Genomic DNA, 19,974 nt, shown 5'->3' on the forward strand with positions numbered 1-19,974 from the left:
AGAATAGTTGGATGACTGAAGTTTCGGAGCGTGGGTTATCAGGCGAAGGGAGCGCGATGCAAAATCCAATCAAGGTCGTCGTGGCCGACGACCATCCGGTGATTTTGTTTGGCGCCGAGCAGGCGTTGCTCAAATTCCCGGGCATTCAGGTCGTGGCGCGTGCGCGCCAATCGACAGAACTCGTGAAAGTGCTGCAGACCGTCGCGTGCGACGTGCTCGTCACCGATCTCGCAATGCCGGGCGGTCAATACGGCGATGGTTTGCCGCTGATCGGCTACTTGCGGCGCAATTTTCCAGACTTGCCGATCGTCGTACTGACGATGCTCGAGAACGCGGCGCTATTGAAGCGTCTCTCGGAGCTTGGCGTGATCTCGGTGGTCAACAAGGCCGACGATCTGAGTCATATCGGCCTCGCGGTTCAGCACGTGGGGCGCAATATCGAATACATGAGCCCGTCGGTGAAGGCAGCGTTGGAAACGTTGCGCATGAACGCGGGCGGCAAAAACGATGAAGTGATCCTGTCGAAGCGCGAACTCGAGGTCGTGCGGCTGTTTGTATCGGGCATGACCATCAAGGAAATTTCTGAACAGTTGAGCCGCAGCATCAAGACGATCAGCACACAGAAGAATACGGCGATGCGCAAGCTCGGTCTCGAGCGCGATTCGGAACTCTTCCAGTATGCGCAAAGCAACGGGTTGATGAATCTGTCGTCCTATGCGCCGGGCGAGGCAAGCAATCCAGGTAATCCCGGCAAAGCCGGCGAGGCGGGAACGCCAGGCGAAGCGGGAGCGACGGACAAACCGTGATGGGAAACGGTGCGCTGCGCGTTCCCGAGTGTTCACGCATGTTCATTTAGTTAGCAAAGCAAAAAAGCCGCACATCGTGTGACGACGATGTGCGGCTTTCTCTTTCTTTAACCTGAAGCGGCGATATTCGATCTGATGCATCGACTCACCGCGTCAACTTATTACGTCACCTTATTGCGGTGCTGCGTTCGCCCCACCGTGCGCTGCCGACCACTCAGCCGGCGCATGCAGAAACTTCTCGACTTCGTCGAGCGTCTTCGTTTCGAAGTAGCCGGCTTCCTTCGCGACACGCAACACATCCCACCACGTTGCGAGCGCGTGCAGATCGACGTCGATGTCTTTGAGCACCGACACGCTTTCCTTGAAGATGTTGTAGTGGAACAGCACGAAGCAGTGGTTCACCGTCGCACCCGCGGTGCGCAGCGCGTTGATGAAGTTGATCTTGCTGCGGCTATCGGTGGTCAGGTCTTCGACGAGCAGCACGCGCTGGCCTTCGGTGAGCAGACCCTCGATCTGCGCGTTACGGCCGAAGCCCTTCGGCTTCTTGCGCACGTATTGCATCGGCACCATCAGACGGTCCGCGATCCATGCGGCAAACGGAATGCCGGCGGTTTCGCCGCCCGCGACGGCATCGATCTGCTCGTAGCCGACGTCGCGAAGAATGGTCGATTCGGCCATTTCCATCAGGCCGCGGCGCAGACGCGGATAAGAAATCAGCTTGCGACAGTCGATGTACACCGGGCTCGCCCAGCCGGACGTGAAGATATACGGTTTCTCAGCGTTGAAATGCACGGCCTGAACTTCGAGCAGCATTCGGGCGGTCGTGTCGGAGATCGTCTGGCGATCGAAGCCTGTCATGGGCGGTCCTTGGGTGTGGTGCACGCAACGCGTGCACGTAAATTGTGACGTAGCCAAGCGGGAGGGAAGGCGCTGTGCTCAGGCGTGTCGCGTGACTGCGAAGCCACTGCGCTCAAACGCTGTACAAAGCCGCCAGCGCAGAAGCGGGCGGCACTTCGGGCCGAACGCGGGCCAAACTGCGGCGAACCGGGCTGCTGCGCGTAGCCCGCAATTTTACCCGATTCGGGCTCGTCCGACGAGCGCTGCGCGGGCCGGTGGCCGCTTCGACGTGGGCGTCGCAGACGTTTTTGACCGCGCTTGTGACGCGCCCGCATGGCTATTAAACTCACGCGGCTTTCGCGAACGGCGCACAAGCATGCCTCCCTGACCGACCCCATGAACCTTGCCACTTCCGATACCGCCGGCCCCGCCGCCCGTCCCGGCTACGCCGCGCGAGCGCTGATCGCGTCCGCGCTCGGCTACGCGATGGACGGCTTCGATCTGCTGATCCTCGGTTTCATGCTGCCGGCCATCGCGGCGGAGTTGCATCTGTCGTCGGCGCAGGCGGGCTCGCTCGTCACGTGGACGCTGATCGGCGCGGTCGCGGGCGGATTGATCTTCGGCGTATTGAGCGACTACTTCGGCCGCGTGCGGATGCTGACGTGGACCATCCTGCTGTTCGCGGTGTTCACCGGCCTATGCGCGCTCGCGCAAGGTTATGCGGACCTGCTCGTGTACCGGACGATCGCCGGCATCGGCCTTGGCGGCGAATTCGGCATCGGCATGACGCTCGTCGCCGAAGCGTGGCCCGCGTCGCAGCGAGCGCGCGTCTCGTCGTATGTCGGACTCGGGTGGCAGACGGGCGTGCTCGCGGCCGCGTTGCTCACGCCGATGCTGCTGCCCATCGTCGGCTGGCGCGGCATGTTCGCGATCGGGCTGCTGCCGGCCGTGCTGTCGTTCGTCGTGCGGCGGCGCGTCGAGGAGCCGGCGCTCTTTAGCGAGCGCGTCGCGCGCGGCATGCGCACGCAGCCGCTCAGGCTGCTCGTGGCCGACTGTCATGCAATACGCACGAGCGTCGGGGTCGCCATCCTTTGCTCGGTGCAGAACTTCGGCTATTACGGCCTCATGATCTGGCTGCCCACGTACCTGTCGAAGACGTTCGGCTATTCGCTGACACGCTCCGGTCTATGGACTGCGGTGACCGTGCTTGGCATGGCCGTCGGCATCTGGCTGTTCGGCATCGCCGCGGACCGCTTCGGGCGCAAGCCGACGTTTCTGTTCTATCAGGCGGGCGCGGTGTTGATGGTGTTCGTCTACGCGCATCTCGGCACACCGTATGCGTTGCTCGTCGGCGGCGCCGTGATGGGCATGTTCGTCAATGGGATGATCGGCGGCTACGGCGCGCTGATTTCGGAGCTCTATCCGACCGAGGCGCGCGCGACCGCGCAGAACGTGCTCTTCAATCTCGGCCGCGCGGTCGGCGGATTCGGGCCGGTCGTCGTCGGCTCGCTTGCGGCGCGCTACTCGTTCGGCGCGGCGCTGGCGCTGCTCGCGTCGATCTATCTGCTCGACATCGTCGCGACCCTGCTGCTGATTCCCGAGCGCCGCGGCGCCGCACTTGAATGACGGGCTGAATCGAGCCGCTGCGGCGCCATCCACGGCGTCCCATGGCGTTCGTTTCGCATTGCAGCGTGACAAGCAGCCCGATCTTTCGCGATGCTATCTGCTGTTACCCCGCCGGTTCATGCCGATTCTTCATTTGTAAGCGGTACACTAGCCGACCCTGAATCGCGCGCGATTCCCCGCTTACGCTCGCCATGCCGCTCTCCCGTGTCCGCTCCCGGTCGAGAGAATCTGAGCGAACCGGGTTCGAATTCCTAACGTCTCGCAGGTCAAAACATGGACGAACAACTGAAGCAAAGCGCTCTCGCCTATCACCAGAATCCGCGGCCCGGCAAGATCTCGGTCACACCGACCAAGCCGCTGTCGAACCAGCTCGATCTGTCGCTTGCGTATTCGCCGGGCGTCGCAGCCGCGTGCATGGCCATTCACGGCGAGCCGCTCGATGCGCAGAAGTACACGTCGCGCGGCAATCTGGTCGGCGTCGTCACGAACGGCACCGCGGTGCTCGGCCTCGGCAATATCGGGCCGCTCGCCGCCAAGCCGGTGATGGAAGGCAAGGGGTGTCTGTTCAAGAAATTCGCCGGCATCGACGTGTTCGATATCGAGCTCAACGAATCCGATCCCGATAAGCTCGTCGAAGCGATCGCGATGCTCGAGCCGACGCTCGGCGGCATCAACCTCGAAGACATCAAGGCGCCCGAATGCTTCTACATCGAGAAGAAGCTGCGCGAGCGCATGAAGATTCCGGTCTTCCACGACGATCAGCACGGCACCGCGATCATCGCTTCGGCGGCAATCCTGAACGGCCTGAAGGTGGTCGGCAAGGATCTCGCGAAGGTGAAGCTGGTCTGCTCGGGCGCAGGCGCCGCGGCGATCGCGTGTCTCGATCTGCTCGTCAATCTCGGCCTCGGGAAAGAGCACATTCTCGTGACGGACTCGAAGGGCGTGATCTACGAGGGCCGCGACAATCTCGATCCGTCGAAGGCGCGTTATGCCGCGCATACCGATGCGCGTACGCTCGCCGATGCGATCAAGGGCGCCGACGTGTTCCTCGGCTGCTCGAGCGCCGGCGTGCTGAAGCCGGAGATGGTGAAGGAGATGGGCACGCAGCCGCTGATTCTCGCGCTCGCGAACCCGGAGCCCGAGATCCGTCCGGAAGAAGCGAAGAAGGTGCGGCCCGACTGCATCGTCGCGACCGGGCGTTCGGACTATCCGAACCAGGTGAACAACGTGCTGTGCTTCCCGTTCATCTTCCGCGGCGCGCTCGACGTCGGTGCGACGACGATCACCGAGGAAATGAAGCTCGCGTGCGTGCGCGCGATTGCTGAGCTTGCCGAAGAAACCGATCAGGGCGACGAAGTTGCGAAGGCGTACGAAGGGCACTCGCTCGAGTTCGGTCCCGACTATCTGATTCCGAAGCCGTTCGATCCGCGCCTGATCATCAAGATTGCGCCGGCCGTCGCGCAGGCCGCGATGGATTCGGGCGTCGCCACGCGGCCGATCAAGGATATGGACGCGTATCGCGAAGAGCTCGGCGCGACCGTCTATCGAACGGGTCTCGTGATGCGGCCCGTGTTTGCCGCCGCGAAATCGCAGCCGGCGGCGCGTATCGTGTTCGCGGAAGGCGAAGACGAGCGCGTGCTACGCGCCGCTCAGTTCGTGCTGCTCGAAAAGATCGCGCGCCCGATCATCATCGGGCGGCCGGCGGTCGTCGAGATGCGTCTGAAAAAGATGGGCTCGAAGCTCAAGTGTGGCGAAGACTTCGAGATCGTCAATCCGGAGGACGACCCGCGCTATCAGAAGTGCTGGCAGGAGTACCACGAGATCGGCGCGCGCGAAGGCGTGACGCCCGAAGTGGCGAAGGCCGCGATGCGCAAGTTCAATACGCTGATCGGTGCGATTCTCGTGCGTCTCGGCGATGCGGACGGGATGATCTGCGGCATGATCGACCAGTACCACACGCATCTGAAGTTTATCGATCAGGTGCTGGGCAAGTCGGAGAACGTGCGCAACTTCGCGGCGATGAACCTGCTGATGCTGCCGGGCCGCAATCTGTTTATCTGCGACACGTATGTCAATGAATGCCCGACCGCTGAAGAGCTCGCCGACATGACGCTGCTGGCCGCGCGCGAGATCGAGAAGTTCGGCATTGCGCCGAAGGTCGCGCTGCTGTCGAGCTCGAACTTCGGCAGCTCGCCTTCGTCGTCGTCGCAGCGGATGGCGGCGGCGCGCAAGCTGATTTCCGAGCGCGCGCCGAACCTCGAAATCGACGGCGAAATGCACGGCGACGCGGCGCTGTCCGAGGCCGTGCGCAAGGCGGCATTCCCCGGCACGACGCTCGCGGGCGAAGCGAACCTGCTGATCATGCCGAACGTCGAAGCGGCGAACATCACGTACAACCTGCTGAAGATGATCGGCGGCGACGGCGTGACGGTCGGGCCGTTCCTGCTCGGCGCCGAGAAACCCGTGCATATCCTGACGCCGGCCGCGACGGTGCGACGCATCATCAACATGACGGCAGTGGCGTCGGCGAACGTCGCGGTGCGGCAGGCGGTCGCGAAGTAAGCGATGTGCGCTGAGCGCTGCGTTGTCTGCGCCATAGAGCTGACGTAGGGCTTCGCAAAACAGAAGGGGCGTCTCGAACGGATCGGGCGCCCCTTTTTTACGCGTTCATGGCATTCGCCGTCGCTCAGCGTCGAGCGGCGGCGGTACAGCGGTTACGCGACGTGTCGCGTCCAGCCTCCAGCGGGCGCGCGCCATTTCGCGAGCAGTTGCGACCATTTCGACCGCACGCCTTTCAGGTTGTTTTCCTTCACGTGACCATAGCCGCGGATGCCGTCCGGCAGGTTCGCCAGTTCGAGGGCCAGCGCGCGTCGTTCCGCCGAGGCCGAGTTGCCTTGAGCGAGTCCGCTGATCAGTTCGCGCACGAGCGCCTCATATTCGACAATCAACGCGCGTTCGGTGCGACGCTCTTCCGTCTTGCCGAACACGTCGAACGCCGTGCCGCGCAGGAAGCGCATGTTCGCGAGTACGCGCATCGCGCCAAGCATCCACGGGCCGAACTGCTTCTTCACGAGATGACCGTGCGCGTCCTTCTTCGAAAGCGCGGGCGGAGCGAGGTGAAACTTGAGCTTCCAGTCGCCTTCGAAGTTTGCCTTCACCTTCTCGATAAACACCGGGTCCGTATAGAGGCGCGCGACCTCGTACTCGTCCTTGTAGGCCATCAGCTTGTGCAGATTCTTCGCGACGGCTTCGGTCAGCGGCAATTGAGTATCAAACGTACGGGATGGATCGAGCGCGGTTTCGGCCGCGCGCACTTCGTCCACAAGCTTTTTGTAGCGCGCCGCATAAGCATTGTTCTGATATGCGGCCAGATACTTGACGCGCTTGTCGATCAGCGTATCGAGCGCCTTCGGCGTATGCAGCGATACGATCTTGCTGCCGGCCGTGTCGGAGTCGGGCGTGCGGCCCTGCGATCCCGCGAGCGCGCGCACCGCGGCGAGGTCGTGCGCGGCGCGCCGGCCCCACTCGAAGGCAGCGAGGTTCTTCTCGACCTGCACCGCGTTCAGTTCGATGGCGCGACGCAGCGACTCGTGCGTGAGCGGCAGCCAGCCGCGCTGCCACGCGTAACCGAGCACGAACGGGTTCGTATAGATCGCATCGCCGAGCAGCGAAACTGCAAAGCGGTTCGCATCGACGGCGGACACATGTTCGTCGCCGGCCGCGGCGCGCACGTCGGCGTCGGTGCTGGCGCCGGGGAAGGTCCAGTCCGGATTCTTGATAAATGCCGCGGTCGGCGTCGGCGCGCTATTGAGCACGACGTGCGTGCGGCCGTTCTGCATCCGCGATACGCATTCGTCGCTGGCGGTCACGATCGCGTCGCAGCCGATCACGAGGTCCGCTTCCCCCATTGCGATACGCGTCGCGTGGATATCGTCGGGACGGTTCGCGATCTGCACGTGGCTCATCACGGCGCCGCCTTTCTGCGCGAGGCCCGTGACGTCGAGGACGGTCACGCCCTTGCTTTCGAGGTGCGCGGCCATGCCGAGCAAGGCGCCGATCGTCACGACACCGGTGCCGCCGACGCCCGTGACGAGCACGCCGTACGGGTGGCTGATCGCAGGCACGTCAGGTTCCGGAACCGGCGGCATCGTATCGCTCGCGACACCGGTGGCCGCGGGCTTGCGCAACTGCCCGCCCTCAACGGTGACGAAGCTCGGGCAGAAGCCCTTCAGGCAAGAATAGTCCTTGTTGCAGGTCGACTGGTTGATCTGCCGCTTCGTGCCGTACTCAGTCTCGAGCGGCTCGACCGACAGACAGTTCGACTGCACCGAGCAATCGCCGCAGCCTTCGCACACGGCTTCGTTGATCACGACGCGCTTCGCCGGGTCCGGATACGCGCCGCGTTTGCGGCGGCGGCGCTTCTCGGTCGCGCAGGTCTGGTCGTAGATCAGGATCGTCGTGCCTTCGATGTCGCGCAGCTCGCGCTGCACGTCGTCGAGCTGATCGCGGTGGTGCACGGTGATGCCGGGCGCGAGGCCGACGTTCGGCGTGTACTTGTCCGGCTCGTCGGTGACGATCACGATGCGCTTTGCGCCTTCGGCCGCGAGCTGATGCGTGATCTGCGGCACGGTCAGCGTGCCGTCGACGGGCTGGCCGCCCGTCATCGCGACCGCATCGTTGTACAGAATCTTGTACGTGATGTTGGCCTTCGACGCGATTGCCGCGCGAATCGCAATGAGCCCTGAGTGGAAGTAGGTGCCGTCGCCGAGATTCGCGAACACGTGCTTGTCGTTCGTGAACGGCGCCTGGCCGATCCACGCGACGCCTTCGCCGCCCATCTGGCTGAACGTGCTCGTGCTGCGGTCCATCCACACGGTCATATAGTGGCAGCCGATGCCGGCCATCGCGCGCGAACCTTCGGGCACATTGGTCGATGTGTTGTGCGGGCAGCCGGAGCAGAACCACGGCTTGCGCTCGGCTTCGACACGCGGCCGCGCGAGCGCTTTTTCCTTCGCGTCGATCACGGCGATGCGTGCCGCGATGCGCGCGCGCACATCGGACGGCAGATCGAACTTGTCGAGCCGTGTGGAGATCGCCTTCGCGATGATGGCCGGCGATAGCTCGTAATGCGCGGGCAGCAGCCAGTTGCCCATCGGCACCGACCATTCGCCGCCGGCGCCATCCTTCTCGTCGAACTTGCCGAACACGCGCGGACGCTGCGCATCGGGCCAGTTGTACAGCTCTTCCTTGATCGCGTATTCGAGAATCTGGCGCTTTTCTTCGACCACGAGAATTTCTTCGAGGCCGCGCGCGAACGCCTGCGCGCCTTGCGCTTCGAGCGGCCAGACACAGCCGACCTTATAGAGCCGGATGCCGATGCGCGCGCAGGTTTCGTCGTCGAGCCCGAGATCGAACAGCGCCTGGCGCACGTCGAGATACGCCTTGCCGCCGGTGACGATGCCGAAGCGCGCATGCGGCGAATCGATCTCGATGCGATCGAGCTTGTTCGCGCGCACGTAGGCGAGACCCGCATACCACTTGTAGTCGAGCAGTCGCGCTTCCTGCACGAGCGGCGCATCGGGCCAGCGGATATTGAGTCCGCCTTCCGGCATGGCGAAGTCGGTCGGCAGAACGATTTGCGTGCGGTGAGGATCGATATCGACCGAGGCCGACGATTCGACGACGTCGGTCACGCACTTCATCGCGACCCACAGGCCCGAATAGCGGCTCATCGCCCAGCCGTGCAGGCCGAAGTCGAGATATTCCTGCACGTTCGACGGGAACAGCACGGGCAGCCCGCAGGCCTTGAAGATGTGCTCGGACTGATGCGCGAGCGTCGACGATTTCGCTGCGTGGTCGTCGCCCGCCAATACCAGCACCCCGCCGTGCCGTGACGAGCCGGCCGAGTTGCCGTGCTTGAAGACGTCGGCCGAACGGTCGACGCCGGGGCCCTTGCCGTACCACATCGAAAACACGCCGTCGTGTTTCGCGCTCGGGTACAGGTTGACCTGCTGCGAGCCCCAGACTGCGGTCGCGGCGAGGTCTTCGTTGACGCCTGGCTGGAAAACGATTTGATGCGCTGCGAGGTGTTTCTTCGCCTTCCACAGCGAGAGGTCGAGGCCGCCGAGCGGCGAGCCTCGATAGCCGGAGATGAAGCCGGCCGTGTCGAGTCCCGCGGCCTTGTCGCGCTCCTGCTGCAGCATCGGCAGCCGCACGAGCGCCTGGATGCCGCTCATATACGCACGGCCGCGTTCGAGTGTGTATTTGTCGTCGAGCGTAACCGACGTTAACGCGGCTTCGAGCGAGGCTCGCTGACCTGCGTCCAGTGGGGCATTCATTATGTGTACTCCTCCAGCGACTTTGGGATCACCAAAAACTGCATGACGCCGCAGCATCTTGTGAATGCGTTGGCATCGACCGTCATGGCCTGGCCGCCATGATGACGGGTTTTAGTCGATGGTAGCACCCGGAAAAACCCGCCGCATTGCAACACGGCCCCTGCAATGCGCGGTTCGACACGGTTTCTCATGACGCAGGTATGACCTCCGGTATGACGTGCCGTTCTCCGGTGTAACAAGCTGTAAAAGCCGCCGGCGGCTGGAACTGGCTGTCGAACGCTTGTCTAACAGCCCACCTGCGCTTTCCCGGCAACGTTTCACATGGGGTGAAGCTTCGCAGCGCAGGCAATCAGAACAGGAGCAAGCATGATGAACAGCAAGCATGTCCAGACCTTCCTGATGGTCTCAGCAGCATTTTTCGCCATCAACGCACCGGTGCGCGCGAATAGCGCACAGCCTGCGTCGAACACCGGTTCGAACGGTATCGTTCGTACGGCGCAAACTGTGTCGCGCACATCGGCGGATGCCAATCGCGACGACGCTTCTTCCACAGGCAGTAGTGTTTCACTGCGCGCGCCGTCGGACGAATGACGGCGTTCGCTTCGTCATTCGCCTTGTCGTTGTCTGTACGCGCTGCACTTCGTTGATTCGCCGGTTTGTCCGGCACTTCGTCCCCGTCCTTCGATTCAAGCGTTGTCTTTCACCACGCCGCGGCGGATCTGATCGAGCTCGATCGATTCGAACAGCGCCTTGAAGTTGCCTTCGCCGAAACCCTGGTTTCCCTTACGCTGAATGATCTCGAAGAAGATCGGCCCGATCTGATTTTCTGTGAAGATTTGCAGCAACAGATCGTCGTGCGCGCCGTCGATCAGGATCTTCCGTTTGCGTAGTTCATCGAGCGGTTCGCCGTGGTTCGGTATGCGGCGCTCGACGAGTTCGTAGTAGGTATCGATCGTGTCGAGCAGCGCGATGTTCGATGCGCGCATGCCGTCGACGGTCCGGTAGATGTCGTTCGTGCCGAGCGCGATGTGCTGGATGCCTTCGCCGTGATAGGCGTCGAGATACTCCTGAATCTGGCCGGCCGTCTCCGAGCCTTCTTCGTTGATCGGAATACGGATCTTGCCGCACGGCGAGGTCATCGCTTTCGATTTCACGCCGGTTACTTTCCCTTCGATATCGAAGTAGCGAACTTCGCGGAAGTTAAAGAGGCGCTCGTAGAACTCGGCCCATTCGCGCATGCGGCCGCGGTGCACGTTGTGCGTCAGGTGATCGATGTAGGTGAGGCCATGGCCGACGGGCGGGCTGGTGCTGGTTGCGGCGGGGTCCGCGCCCGGGATCGGCTCGAAGTCGACATCGTAAATGCCGATGTCGCCGATGCTGCCCGGCTTCGCGCCGTTCTTGCCGCGCCAGCGGTCGACGAAATAGATCAGCGAATCGCCGACGCCTTTGATCGCCGGAATGTTCAGTTCCATCGGACCGGTCTTGTTGTCGAAGCCCCAGGCACCGAGATCGAGCGCGTGGCGGTACGCTTTCGCCGCATCCTGCACACGGAACGCGATCGCGCAGATCGACGGACCATGCAGCCGCGCGAAGCGTTGCGCGAACGAGTCGGGTTCCGCGTTGATGATGAAGTTGATTTCGCCCTGGCGGTACAGCGTCACGTTCTTGTGCCGGTGGCGCGCGATGGCCGTAAAGCCCATCTGCTCGAATACCTTGCCGAGCGCCTTCGGGTCGGGGGCCGTGTATTCGATGAATTCGAAGCCGTCGGTGCCGACGGGGTTGTCCCACGTTTGTACCTTCATGCGAGTCTCCATCCGGAATGCCATGAGATGCCCTACGCCCGAAACGGACGCGATGAAGCAAGTTTATCGATGGCAGTACAGCGGAAACTTGCGAAATTAATCGTCGATGGCTAGTGTTTAGCTATTTAATAGCGTGACTTCGCGTCAGGACGGCAGAAGATGGCTGAACCAGAACTCGATGCAATCGACCGGCGTATTCTCGCGATCCTTCAACAGGACGGCAGGCTGTCGAATCAGGAAATTGCGGAGCGGGTCAATCTGTCGCCGAGCCCATGCTTGCGGCGGATTCGCCGGCTCGAGGAGAGCGGTGTGATTCGCGGCTACGTCGCGTTGCTGGATGCGCAGCAGCTCGGGCTCAGTCTGCTCGCGTTCGTCAATGTGCGGCTTGAAAAGCGCGGAACGCCGGTAGGCGGCGGCGCACGAGGCGAGTCAGCCCATGTGCACGCGCGGGCGACGCATGCAGAGCTTTTTCGCGCGGCCGTGCAGACGTGGCCCGAGGTGGTGGCCTGTCACGCGATGACCGGTGAGATGGATTACTTGCTGCGCGTGCAGGTCGCCGATATGGCGCACTTTTCGCACTTCGTGCAGGACGTGCTGCTGCATCACCCGTCCGTCGTCGATGTGAAGTCGAGCTTCTCGCTCGAGACGTTCAAGGAGACGACGGCGTTGCCGATCAGGTGAATTCGCGCGCTGTGCTGCGTGTCGCCAAACGAAGAAATCAGGCGGCCAGTTCCGCCGGCAACAGCGATTCGAGCAGCGTCGACGTCTGTTGGGCCTGGCGCTTCAACGCATAGTCGAACGCGGCTGCCTGCTCTTCGAGCATCTCTTTGAGAATGCTGGACTGGTCCGCCGGCGCGAGCTTCAGATATGCGTCGGCTTCACCGTACGCGCGCTCGATCCGCATGCCCGCCTTCTTTGCGATATGCATCATCGTCTTGTTGCGCGACAGGCAATGCATGTAGAGCGTCGTGACATGCGTGTTGCGGCTGCGGATGGTCGCGCGCTCGAAGAGCTTCGTGCCGATACCACGGCCGCGCGCGCTTTCGAGCACCGACACGCCGAGTTCGGCCGTGCGCTCGCCGTCTTCCGGCGACAGGTACGCGAGGTGTGCGACACCGCTCAGCGCGAGTTCACTGTTGAAGACGCCGAAGACCCGGTCGCGGTCGAAGTCGAGCGTGCGAACGTAGTTTTCGATGACGTGGTTCGGCACGAACTGGCCGAAGCGCAGCAGGCGATCGTCTTCGCCGAGGCTCAGGAAGTGGGCGAGCAGGCGCTCGCGGTCTTTCGAGCTCAGTTCGCGAACCAGCGCAGGCGCAAGGCCGGCCGCGCTCGACGCGCGATCGGGCAGCGCGATCGGCTCTTTGGCTCGGGCAGTCGTCTTGCTCATGGCGGGTTCTCCTATTCATCTGACGGCATGATGCGCCGCAGCAGTGATTTTAACTGAAAGCTTCATTCATCACTAGGGAAAACCCGTATTTCGGACATGTCTGAGCGGCAACAAGGCTCAGCGTGTCGATGCAAATCCTTGTTTTTCAGGGGGTTGAACGTTAGTGAGCGCTCGCGTTATGCGCAGGCTTTCGTCGCAAAATAGCCACGCCGCATGCTGCTCTGCAAAATCATTTCGTCACCGAAAGGCCGTGATCGACCATCCCGACCACCTGCTCCGCGAACTCGCGGTAGCCCATCCGGCCGCCCGGCTTCAGCCAGGTGAAGGTCCAGTTGATCATGCCGAACACCATCATCGTCAGCGCGGTCTGGTTCTCTCGCGCGACGCGCTCGGGGTAGGCACGCGCAAGCTGGCGCGCGAACGCGGCCACCACGTCGCGCTGGCGGTTCAGGATCACGTCGCGTTGCGCTTCGTCGAGGTATTTCACGTCGTTGAGCAGCGCGACGTGGCGGCTGTGCGAAGTTTCGTATTCGGCGAGGAACGCGCGGATCAGCTCCGCGAACGTCTCGCGTTCGGTGAGCCCGCGTCGCTGGCTCGATCCTTCCACCTCGGCGATGATCAGCATCAGCCGCTTCGTGTAGCGGTCGAGCAGATCGAACAGGATCGCTTCCTTGCTCTCGTAGTAGTGGTAAAGGCGCGCTTTCGACGTGCCGCTCGCCGCGGCGAGATCGGACATCGACGTGCTCGGGTAGCTCGTCTGCGCAAACTTTTCCGCGGCAAGCTCGAGAATCTGGTCGCGCTGCGTTTCGTGGTCGGGGGCTCGGGTTCGGGCCATGGTTCTTGTTTTCTCGAAAGCTGAAAGGGCGGCCAGCGCGCGGCAATCGTGCGGCCGCGCGCGAGCGGCCCTAGTGTAAGCGGATCGCGAGTGCGCCGAAAGCGCTGTGGCGCCGGTTTCTGTGGGCAAGTTTGCGACGCTTTCCGGTTGCCTTTGGGTTTGCCCTCTGGTTGCTATCGCGTCGCTTTTGAGTGGTTATCCGCGGCTTGTTCGGCTTACCGTTCGTCGTAACTGACGACCACCTTATCCGTCACCGGATGGCACTGGCAGGTCAGCACGAAGCCGTCGCGAATCTCATGCGCTTCGAGCGTGTAGTTCCGGTCCATCTTCACTTCGCCCTCGAGCACCTTCGCGCGGCACGTGCAGCAGACGCCGCCCTTGCACGCATAGGGCAGCGCAAGCCCCGCGCGCAAGCCGACGTCGAGCAGGCTCAAGCCCTCGTACGGCAGGCGCAGCTTGCGGCGCTTGCCGTCGAGCACGATCTCGAGATCGGCGGTCGGCGTGTCGCCGGTGATCTCGGCGGGCGGCACGCCGGCTTGCGGCAGCGGCGAACCGAAGCGTTCGACGTGGACCTTTTCCTGCGCGAGTCCGGTCGCTTTCAACGCGGCTTCGGCGGCGTCCATCATCGGCGCCGGGCCGCAAATAAAGGCTTCGTCGATCGTCGCGGCGGGCACGAGCGTTTCGAGAAACGCCGTGCATTTGCGCTCGTCGAGCACGCCGTTGAAGAGTTCGACGTCCTGCAGGTCGTCCGACAGCACGTGATACAGCGCGAAACGGTTCATGAAGCGGTTCTTCAGGTCTTCGAGTTCCTCGGCGAACATGATCGAGTCGACGCTGCGGTTGCCGTAGATCAACGTAAAGTTGCTGCGCGGCTCGATTTCGAGCGTCGTCTTGATGATCGCGAGCACGGGCGTGATGCCGGAGCCGCCGGCGAACGCGACGTATTGCTGGCCCTGTTCGGCGTTCAGGTGTGTGAAGAAACGGCCGTCGGGCGTCATCACGTCGACTGTATGGCCGGCCTGCAGCACGTCGAACGCGAAGTTCGAAAAGCGGCCGCCGCGCACACGCTTGATGCCGATGCGTAATTCGCCGTCGCGATCGTAGTCGGTGACGCCGACGCAGATCGAATACGAGCGGCGCGTTTCCTCGCCGTCGATATGCGCCTTTAGCGTAACGAACTGGCCCTGCGTGAAACGGTAGTGGTCGCGCAGATCGGGCGGCACTTCGAATGCGACCGAGACCGCGTCGGCGGTTTCCGGACGGACTTCGCGGATGCGCAGCGCGTGGAATTGCGGAGTGGGGCTCGGCATGGCGGTCGGTTAGTTGGAGTGGGTCAGTAGGGCTTGAAGTAGTCGAAGGGTTCGCGGCAATCGACGCAACGGTAGAGCGCCTTGCATGCGGTCGAGCCGAATTGCGCGAGGCGTTCGGTGTGGGCGGAGCCGCAGTGGGAGCAGGGCGGGGGCGCGGAAGCGGTGGGTGCGGTGATTGCGGAGTGGGCCGGTGATGCGGCGGATGCGGAAAAGCTGGCGCGGGCGATCGATGCGGCCGCGGGTTCGGTTAGCGAGGCGAGGGTAGCCGATGCGGCAGGTGCGGTTAGCCCGGCGCAGGCGGTCGACGCGAGGGATCCCGCGGATGCGGAAGCGGCGCCGGATACGGTCGATGCGACGCGCTCGCGCGGGGCAAAGCGGACGACTTTTTCGAGCGCACGCGCGTATGGGCCGGACTCGATGTGGTTGATGCCATCAACCGCGCATTGATGTGTCGGCGGCGCGATGCCATAGGCGCGCAGTTTTTCGCGTGCCTCGGCGCCGATCCAGTCAGTGGTCCACGCCGGCGCGAGCACGGTCTCGATTCGATACGGCTTCAAGTGTGCGGCGTCGAGTGCAGTGCCGATGTCTTCGGCGATTTGCCACATCGCAGGGCAGCCGGAGTAGGTCGGCGTGATGACCACTTCGAGCACACCGTCAGACGCGCGGCGCACATCGCGCAAAATCCCCAGTTCACGGATTGAGACGACCGGGATCTCGGGATCCGGTACTGCTTCGAGCGCCGTCCATGCGCGGGCGAGTGCTGTGTCCTCGTCGTCCTCGCGGTGGCGTGCGATTGTCGTCGTCATTGTGGTGCTCCGTTTGGTGCTCCGTTTCGCGTGGTCTGAGGTAAAGCGATTCGTGCGATTGCGATTGCGATTCCGATTGCGGTTGTGGTGCATGGAGTGAGCGGCGACCGGCGATCACCAGGTCGCGCCCGGATACTGCCGCGCGACGCTCTGCATTTCCGCGAGCAAATAGCCCATGTGCTCCGAATGCTCGCCATGCTTGCCCGTGCTCACATGCTTGACGGGTTCGGGCAGCGTGAGCGTCGCTTCGTCGAGCGCGGCGCGTACATCGTCGAACCAGACGGCTTCGAGTTCCGCTGTCTTCGGTCCGATGCCCGCTGCCGCGATCGAGTCCTCGATTGCATCGGCGCTGAAAAATTCGCGCGTGTACGGCATCAGACAGTCGAGCGCGGCTTGCGCGCGGCGATGTGATTCGTCGGTGCCGTCGCCGAAGCGGATCAGCCACTCGCGCGCGTGGTGCACGTGATAGCGCGTTTCCTTTAACGACTTCGCTGCGATTGCCGCAAGCTGTGCGTCGGCAGAACGAGTCAGCGCGGTCCACAAGTGCGCCATCAATGCCGAGTACAGAAAGTTGCGCGCGATCGTCACGGCGTAGTCCTTGTCCGCCTGTGCGCTGCCGGCGAGCGGCCCGTAGTGCGGCAACTCGGCGAGCGTGTAGTTCGCGAATTCGCGTTCGGTGCGGAAATACGCGTAGTCGTCCTCGGTGCGGGGCTGGCCGTTGGGCGTCTCTTCGAGCGACGCCGCGTGCGTGTAGAGCAGGCGCGCCTGACCGATCAGATCGAGGCTCATGTTCGCAAGCGCGATGTCCTCTTCGAGTATCGGGCCGTGCCCGCACCACTCGGCATTGCGCTGACCGAGAATCAGCGCGGTATCGGCGAGGCGCAGCACGTAGGCGAGATGATGTGGCGTGGCGTTCATGTCTGTCATCCGGCTTTGCGCTTACATGTGGTTGACTTCGTCGGGCAGCGTGAAGAACGTCGGGTGGCGGTAGATCTTGTCGGCCGCCGGCTCGAACAGCTCGCCCTTTTGATCCGGTGCAGAAGCCGTAATCGCCGACGACGGCACGACCCAGATGCTCACGCCTTCCTGACGGCGCGTGTAGACGTCGCGCGCCATGCGCAGCGCCATCGACGCGTCCGCCGCGTGCAGGCTGCCGCAATGCTTGTGGTCGAGCCCCTGCTTGCTGCGCACGAAGACTTCCCAGATTGGCCATTCCTTGTTCACTGTCGATCTCCTTGCTTCGATGTCGGGCTGCTTGCTGGCTACCGGAGTTACCGGGTTCTGTCGGGCGTTACCAGGCTGTCGGGTGCTGCCGGTCTGTTCGCCGTGAGCTCACGCGGCCTGTTGCTGCGCGCGCCGGCGTTGTTTTTCCGCATGCGCGAGCGCGGCTTCGCGTACCCATGTGCCGTCGTCATGCGCCTTGATACGCGTCGCGAGCCGCTCGCGATTGCACGGACCGTCGCCATTGACGACGCGCCAGAACTCGTCCCAGTCGATCGCGCCATAGTCGTAGTGGCCGCGCGCTTCGTTCCACTTCAGCTGGTCGTCGGGCAGCGCGACGCCGAGCACCTTCGCCTGTTCGACGGTCGCGTCGACAAACTTCTGCCGCAGATCGTCGTTCGTGATGCGCTTGATGCCCCATTGCGCGGACTGATTGCTGTGCACCGAATCCTTGTCGCTCGGGCCGAACATCATCAGCACCGGCCACCACCAGCGGTCGACCGCCTGCTGCACGAGCTGGCGCTGCGCGTCGGTGCCCTTCATCATCGCGAGCAGCGCATCGAAGCCCTGCCGCTGGTGGAACGACTCTTCCTTGCAGATGCGGATCATCGCGCGGGCATACGGGCCGTACGTGCAGCGGCACAGCGGAATCTGATTCATGATCGCGGCGCCGTCGACAAGCCAGCCGATCACGCCGACGTCCGCCCAGCTCGGCGTCGGGTAATTGAAGATGCTCGAATACTTGGCCTTGCCGGCGTGCAGCGCATCGATCAGCTGATCGCGCGAGACGCCAAGCGTTTCGCACGCGCTGTAGAGATAGAGCCCATGACCGGCTTCGTCCTGCACCTTCGCGAGCAGGATCGCCTTGCGCTTCAGGCTCGGCGCGCGCGAAATCCAGTTGCCTTCGGGCAGCATGCCGACGATCTCCGAATGCGCGTGCTGCGAAATCTGCCGCACGAGCGTTTTGCGGTACGCGTCGGGCATCCAGTCCTGCGGCTCGATTTTTCCATCGGCGGCGATCACCGTGTCGAAGCGCTGCTGGTCCGGCGACGATGCGGCGACGTTGTCTGAAGAATCGGGCGGCGTGGCATGGCTCGCGATGTCGAGGGATTGCGTGTACATGGCTGGCGCTCGCTGGTGCGTGTTGCGGGTTTCTTGCGACGTCGTGCGCGGGTGGTGTCGACGATCTGTCGTCGTGCAGTATAAACCAACCGACCGGTCGGTTAATAGGCATTTCGGAATCGGGCGGTGGCGGCGGTCTCGTCTGGCTTGCGCGACTTACGTTACGGCGCAGGTGCGAAAGCGCTGAGCATGTCCGGATCGATCGTGCACAATGTGCGCTCCATTTTTCCGTCGATCCGATACCGATGCTCGTTCGCTCGCTTGCCGCCGCGGCTGCTGTTTGTGGCGCCGTATTTTTCTCCGCGACACCGGCTGTCGCCTTCGCAGCCGAAGCTCCCAGCCAGTGGACCACCGCATGGGCGACATCGCTGCAGCCCATTCCGCAACGCGCGGACTTGCCGACGCTCTATCGCGCACCGGACGTGGCGGGCCGCACCGTGCGGCAGATCATCTATCCGACGCTTTCGGGCGGCGCGGTGCGCGTGCATGTCGACAACGCGTACGGAAAAATGCCGCTTGTCATCGAAGAGATGAGTCTTGCGCGTGCCGGTTCGGGCGCGAAAACGCAGGGGCAGGCGATTCGTGTGACCTTTGGCGGGAAGAACGCGTTGACCGTGGCGCCGGGCGGCGCCACGGACAGCGACGCGGTCCACGCCGACGTGGTGGCCGGTGCAGCGTATGCGGTCAGCACGTATATGGGGCCGGCGCAGTCGATGACGGTCTGGCACCGGGTGTCGAACCAGGTGAACTATGTGTCGCTGCCCGGCAATCACGCGCAAGACGCGTCCGGTGAGGCTTACCGGCAGCGCTTCACGCAGTACGCGTGGATAAGCGGATTGATGGTCGACGCGGCCGCGCCGTCGGCCGTCGCCGTCGCAGCCGTCGGCGATTCGATCACCGATGGGATGCGCTCGAGCCTCAATGCAAATCGTCGCTGGCCGGATGGGCTGGCACGCAGACTGTCGCAGGCGGGCGATCGATCGGTTGCGGTGATCAACCTCGGCATCAGCGGCAACCGGCTGCTCAGCGATTCGCCTTGCTACGGCGAAGCGCTGCAGGCGCGCTTCCATCGCGATGTGCTCGAGCGGCCGGGCGTGCGGACCGCGATTCTGATGATCGGCATCAACGACATCAACTTTGCATCGATGCCGCCGCATGCGGGGCTCGACTGCGATACGCCGCATACTCAGGTGACCGCTGCGAGCCTGATCGAAGGTTACCGGCGGGTCATTGCCGCCGCGCACGCGCGTGGCATTCGCGTGATCGGTGCAACGCTGACGCCGGCGTCGCTGCCGCCGCAACGTGAGAGTACCCGGCTGGCGGTGAACGAGTGGATCAGAACCGGCCGCGCGTATGACGGCGTCGTCGATTTCGACGCGGCGCTGCGTGACCCGGCGCATCCGTCGCAGCTGCGGCGAACGTTCGACAGCGGCGATCACATTCATCCGAACGACGCGGGCTACGCGGCGATGGCGGATGCGATTCCGCTGCAGTCGATGACGGGCGCGGCGCGGTAAACGTGAGCGTGTCTGGGGCCGCGCGGGCGACACGCGAAAAATTCTTCGTCATTCGCTTGTCATATGGCGCTGGCTCGCCTAATATTCGCGTCTTCGTTCGCGAGCGAGGGTGTTGTCGGGGGCTGTTGTAGAAGTTTGCGGTGCCCGATGTTCCGAGCAGTTTTTAAGCGTGAGCGAAATAGGTGTTGACGAAGCGGGAGATAGCCTGCATAATCTCGCTTCTCTGCTGCAGCGAGCGGCAGACACGAAAGGGCGGTAGCGGCTGGGTGGTTTCAGCCGGGTTTTAAAGCCCTTTGCGTGATGCGATCTTTAACAATTCACAGCCGATAAGTGTGGGTGCTTGATGGCGACGCACGATGACCTCTCG

At 63.2% G+C, this 19,974-nt stretch carries 16 protein-coding genes; 6 read left to right on the forward strand and 10 right to left on the reverse strand.

Translation table 11 applies throughout. The features are described 5' to 3' along the window. Positions 1–56: 56 nt before the first annotated feature. Positions 57–806 (forward strand): response regulator, encoded by a 750-nt coding sequence (locus KZJ38_RS02750; RefSeq protein ID WP_246641625.1) that lies wholly within the window; start codon positions 57–59, stop codon positions 804–806. A 171-nt stretch (positions 807–977) separates the two neighbouring features. Here KZJ38_RS02750 and KZJ38_RS02755 read toward each other — a convergent pair whose 3' ends face one another. Next, positions 978–1,664 carry an orotate phosphoribosyltransferase gene (locus KZJ38_RS02755; protein WP_219798687.1) on the reverse strand — a complete coding sequence of 229 codons (687 nt, stop codon included), beginning with the start codon at positions 1,662–1,664 and terminating at the stop codon, positions 978–980. 375 nt (positions 1,665–2,039) lie between these two features. Here KZJ38_RS02755 and KZJ38_RS02760 point away from each other — a divergent pair, with 375 nt between their 5' ends. Next, complete coding sequence (locus tag KZJ38_RS02760) at positions 2,040–3,269, forward strand: MFS transporter (RefSeq protein ID WP_219798688.1); 1,230 nt, start codon at positions 2,040–2,042, stop codon at positions 3,267–3,269. A gap of 273 nt (positions 3,270–3,542) precedes the next feature. Then, the gene (locus KZJ38_RS02765) at positions 3,543–5,831 is read left to right on the forward strand and encodes an NADP-dependent malic enzyme (RefSeq protein WP_219798689.1); all 2,289 of its coding nucleotides are present in this window, start codon (positions 3,543–3,545) and stop codon (positions 5,829–5,831) included. A gap of 152 nt (positions 5,832–5,983) precedes the next feature. Here KZJ38_RS02765 and KZJ38_RS02770 read toward each other — a convergent pair whose 3' ends face one another. Further along, positions 5,984–9,607 (reverse strand): indolepyruvate ferredoxin oxidoreductase family protein, encoded by a 3,624-nt coding sequence (locus KZJ38_RS02770; RefSeq protein ID WP_219798690.1) that lies wholly within the window; start codon positions 9,605–9,607, stop codon positions 5,984–5,986. 366 nt (positions 9,608–9,973) lie between these two features. Here KZJ38_RS02770 and KZJ38_RS02775 point away from each other — a divergent pair, with 366 nt between their 5' ends. After that, entirely contained in the window at positions 9,974–10,198 is a 225-nt protein-coding gene (locus KZJ38_RS02775; RefSeq protein WP_425518301.1) for a hypothetical protein, read from the forward strand. 95 nt (positions 10,199–10,293) lie between these two features. On the opposite strand, the gene hppD is transcribed toward KZJ38_RS02775, so the two are convergent. Continuing rightward, complete coding sequence (hppD, locus tag KZJ38_RS02780) at positions 10,294–11,409, reverse strand: 4-hydroxyphenylpyruvate dioxygenase (protein WP_219798691.1); 1,116 nt, start codon at positions 11,407–11,409, stop codon at positions 10,294–10,296. A gap of 159 nt (positions 11,410–11,568) precedes the next feature. Between hppD and KZJ38_RS02785 the strand changes: the two genes are divergently transcribed. Then, positions 11,569–12,090: an Lrp/AsnC family transcriptional regulator gene (locus tag KZJ38_RS02785; RefSeq protein ID WP_219798692.1), complete on the forward strand. Its 522-nt coding sequence runs from the start codon at positions 11,569–11,571 to the stop codon at positions 12,088–12,090. 37 nt (positions 12,091–12,127) lie between these two features. On the opposite strand, the gene KZJ38_RS02790 is transcribed toward KZJ38_RS02785, so the two are convergent. The 7 genes from KZJ38_RS02790 to paaA all read right to left on the reverse strand — a co-directional run bounded on the left by KZJ38_RS02790 (position 12,128) and on the right by paaA (position 18,090). After that, on the reverse strand, positions 12,128–12,796 hold the full coding sequence (locus tag KZJ38_RS02790) for a GNAT family N-acetyltransferase (RefSeq protein WP_219798693.1): 669 nt from the start codon (positions 12,794–12,796) through the stop codon (positions 12,128–12,130). 229 nt (positions 12,797–13,025) lie between these two features. Next, entirely contained in the window at positions 13,026–13,631 is a 606-nt protein-coding gene (locus KZJ38_RS02795; protein WP_219798694.1) for a TetR/AcrR family transcriptional regulator, read from the reverse strand. Positions 13,632–13,846: 215 nt separating this feature from the next. Further along, entirely contained in the window at positions 13,847–14,941 is a 1,095-nt protein-coding gene (gene paaE / locus KZJ38_RS02800) for a 1,2-phenylacetyl-CoA epoxidase subunit PaaE (protein ID WP_219798695.1), read from the reverse strand. Between the two features lie 23 nt (positions 14,942–14,964). Further along, positions 14,965–15,747 carry a 1,2-phenylacetyl-CoA epoxidase subunit PaaD gene (paaD, locus tag KZJ38_RS02805; protein ID WP_246641626.1) on the reverse strand — a complete coding sequence of 261 codons (783 nt, stop codon included), beginning with the start codon at positions 15,745–15,747 and terminating at the stop codon, positions 14,965–14,967. A gap of 114 nt (positions 15,748–15,861) precedes the next feature. Continuing rightward, the gene (gene paaC / locus KZJ38_RS02810; RefSeq protein WP_219798696.1) at positions 15,862–16,665 is read right to left on the reverse strand and encodes a 1,2-phenylacetyl-CoA epoxidase subunit PaaC; all 804 of its coding nucleotides are present in this window, start codon (positions 16,663–16,665) and stop codon (positions 15,862–15,864) included. A gap of 21 nt (positions 16,666–16,686) precedes the next feature. Next, on the reverse strand, positions 16,687–16,971 hold the full coding sequence (gene paaB / locus KZJ38_RS02815) for a 1,2-phenylacetyl-CoA epoxidase subunit PaaB (protein ID WP_219798697.1): 285 nt from the start codon (positions 16,969–16,971) through the stop codon (positions 16,687–16,689). A gap of 108 nt (positions 16,972–17,079) precedes the next feature. After that, positions 17,080–18,090, reverse strand: coding sequence for a 1,2-phenylacetyl-CoA epoxidase subunit PaaA (gene paaA, locus KZJ38_RS02820; protein WP_219798698.1), 1,011 nt, complete (start codon positions 18,088–18,090; stop codon positions 17,080–17,082). A 245-nt stretch (positions 18,091–18,335) separates the two neighbouring features. On the opposite strand from paaA, the gene KZJ38_RS02825 reads away from it, so the two are divergent. Further along, entirely contained in the window at positions 18,336–19,607 is a 1,272-nt protein-coding gene (locus KZJ38_RS02825) for an SGNH/GDSL hydrolase family protein (RefSeq protein WP_219798699.1), read from the forward strand. The last annotated feature ends 367 nt before the right edge of the window (positions 19,608–19,974 follow it).

Source organism: Paraburkholderia edwinii (assembly GCF_019428685.1).
In the GTDB taxonomy this organism is placed as follows: Bacteria; Pseudomonadota; Gammaproteobacteria; order Burkholderiales; family Burkholderiaceae; genus Paraburkholderia; species Paraburkholderia edwinii.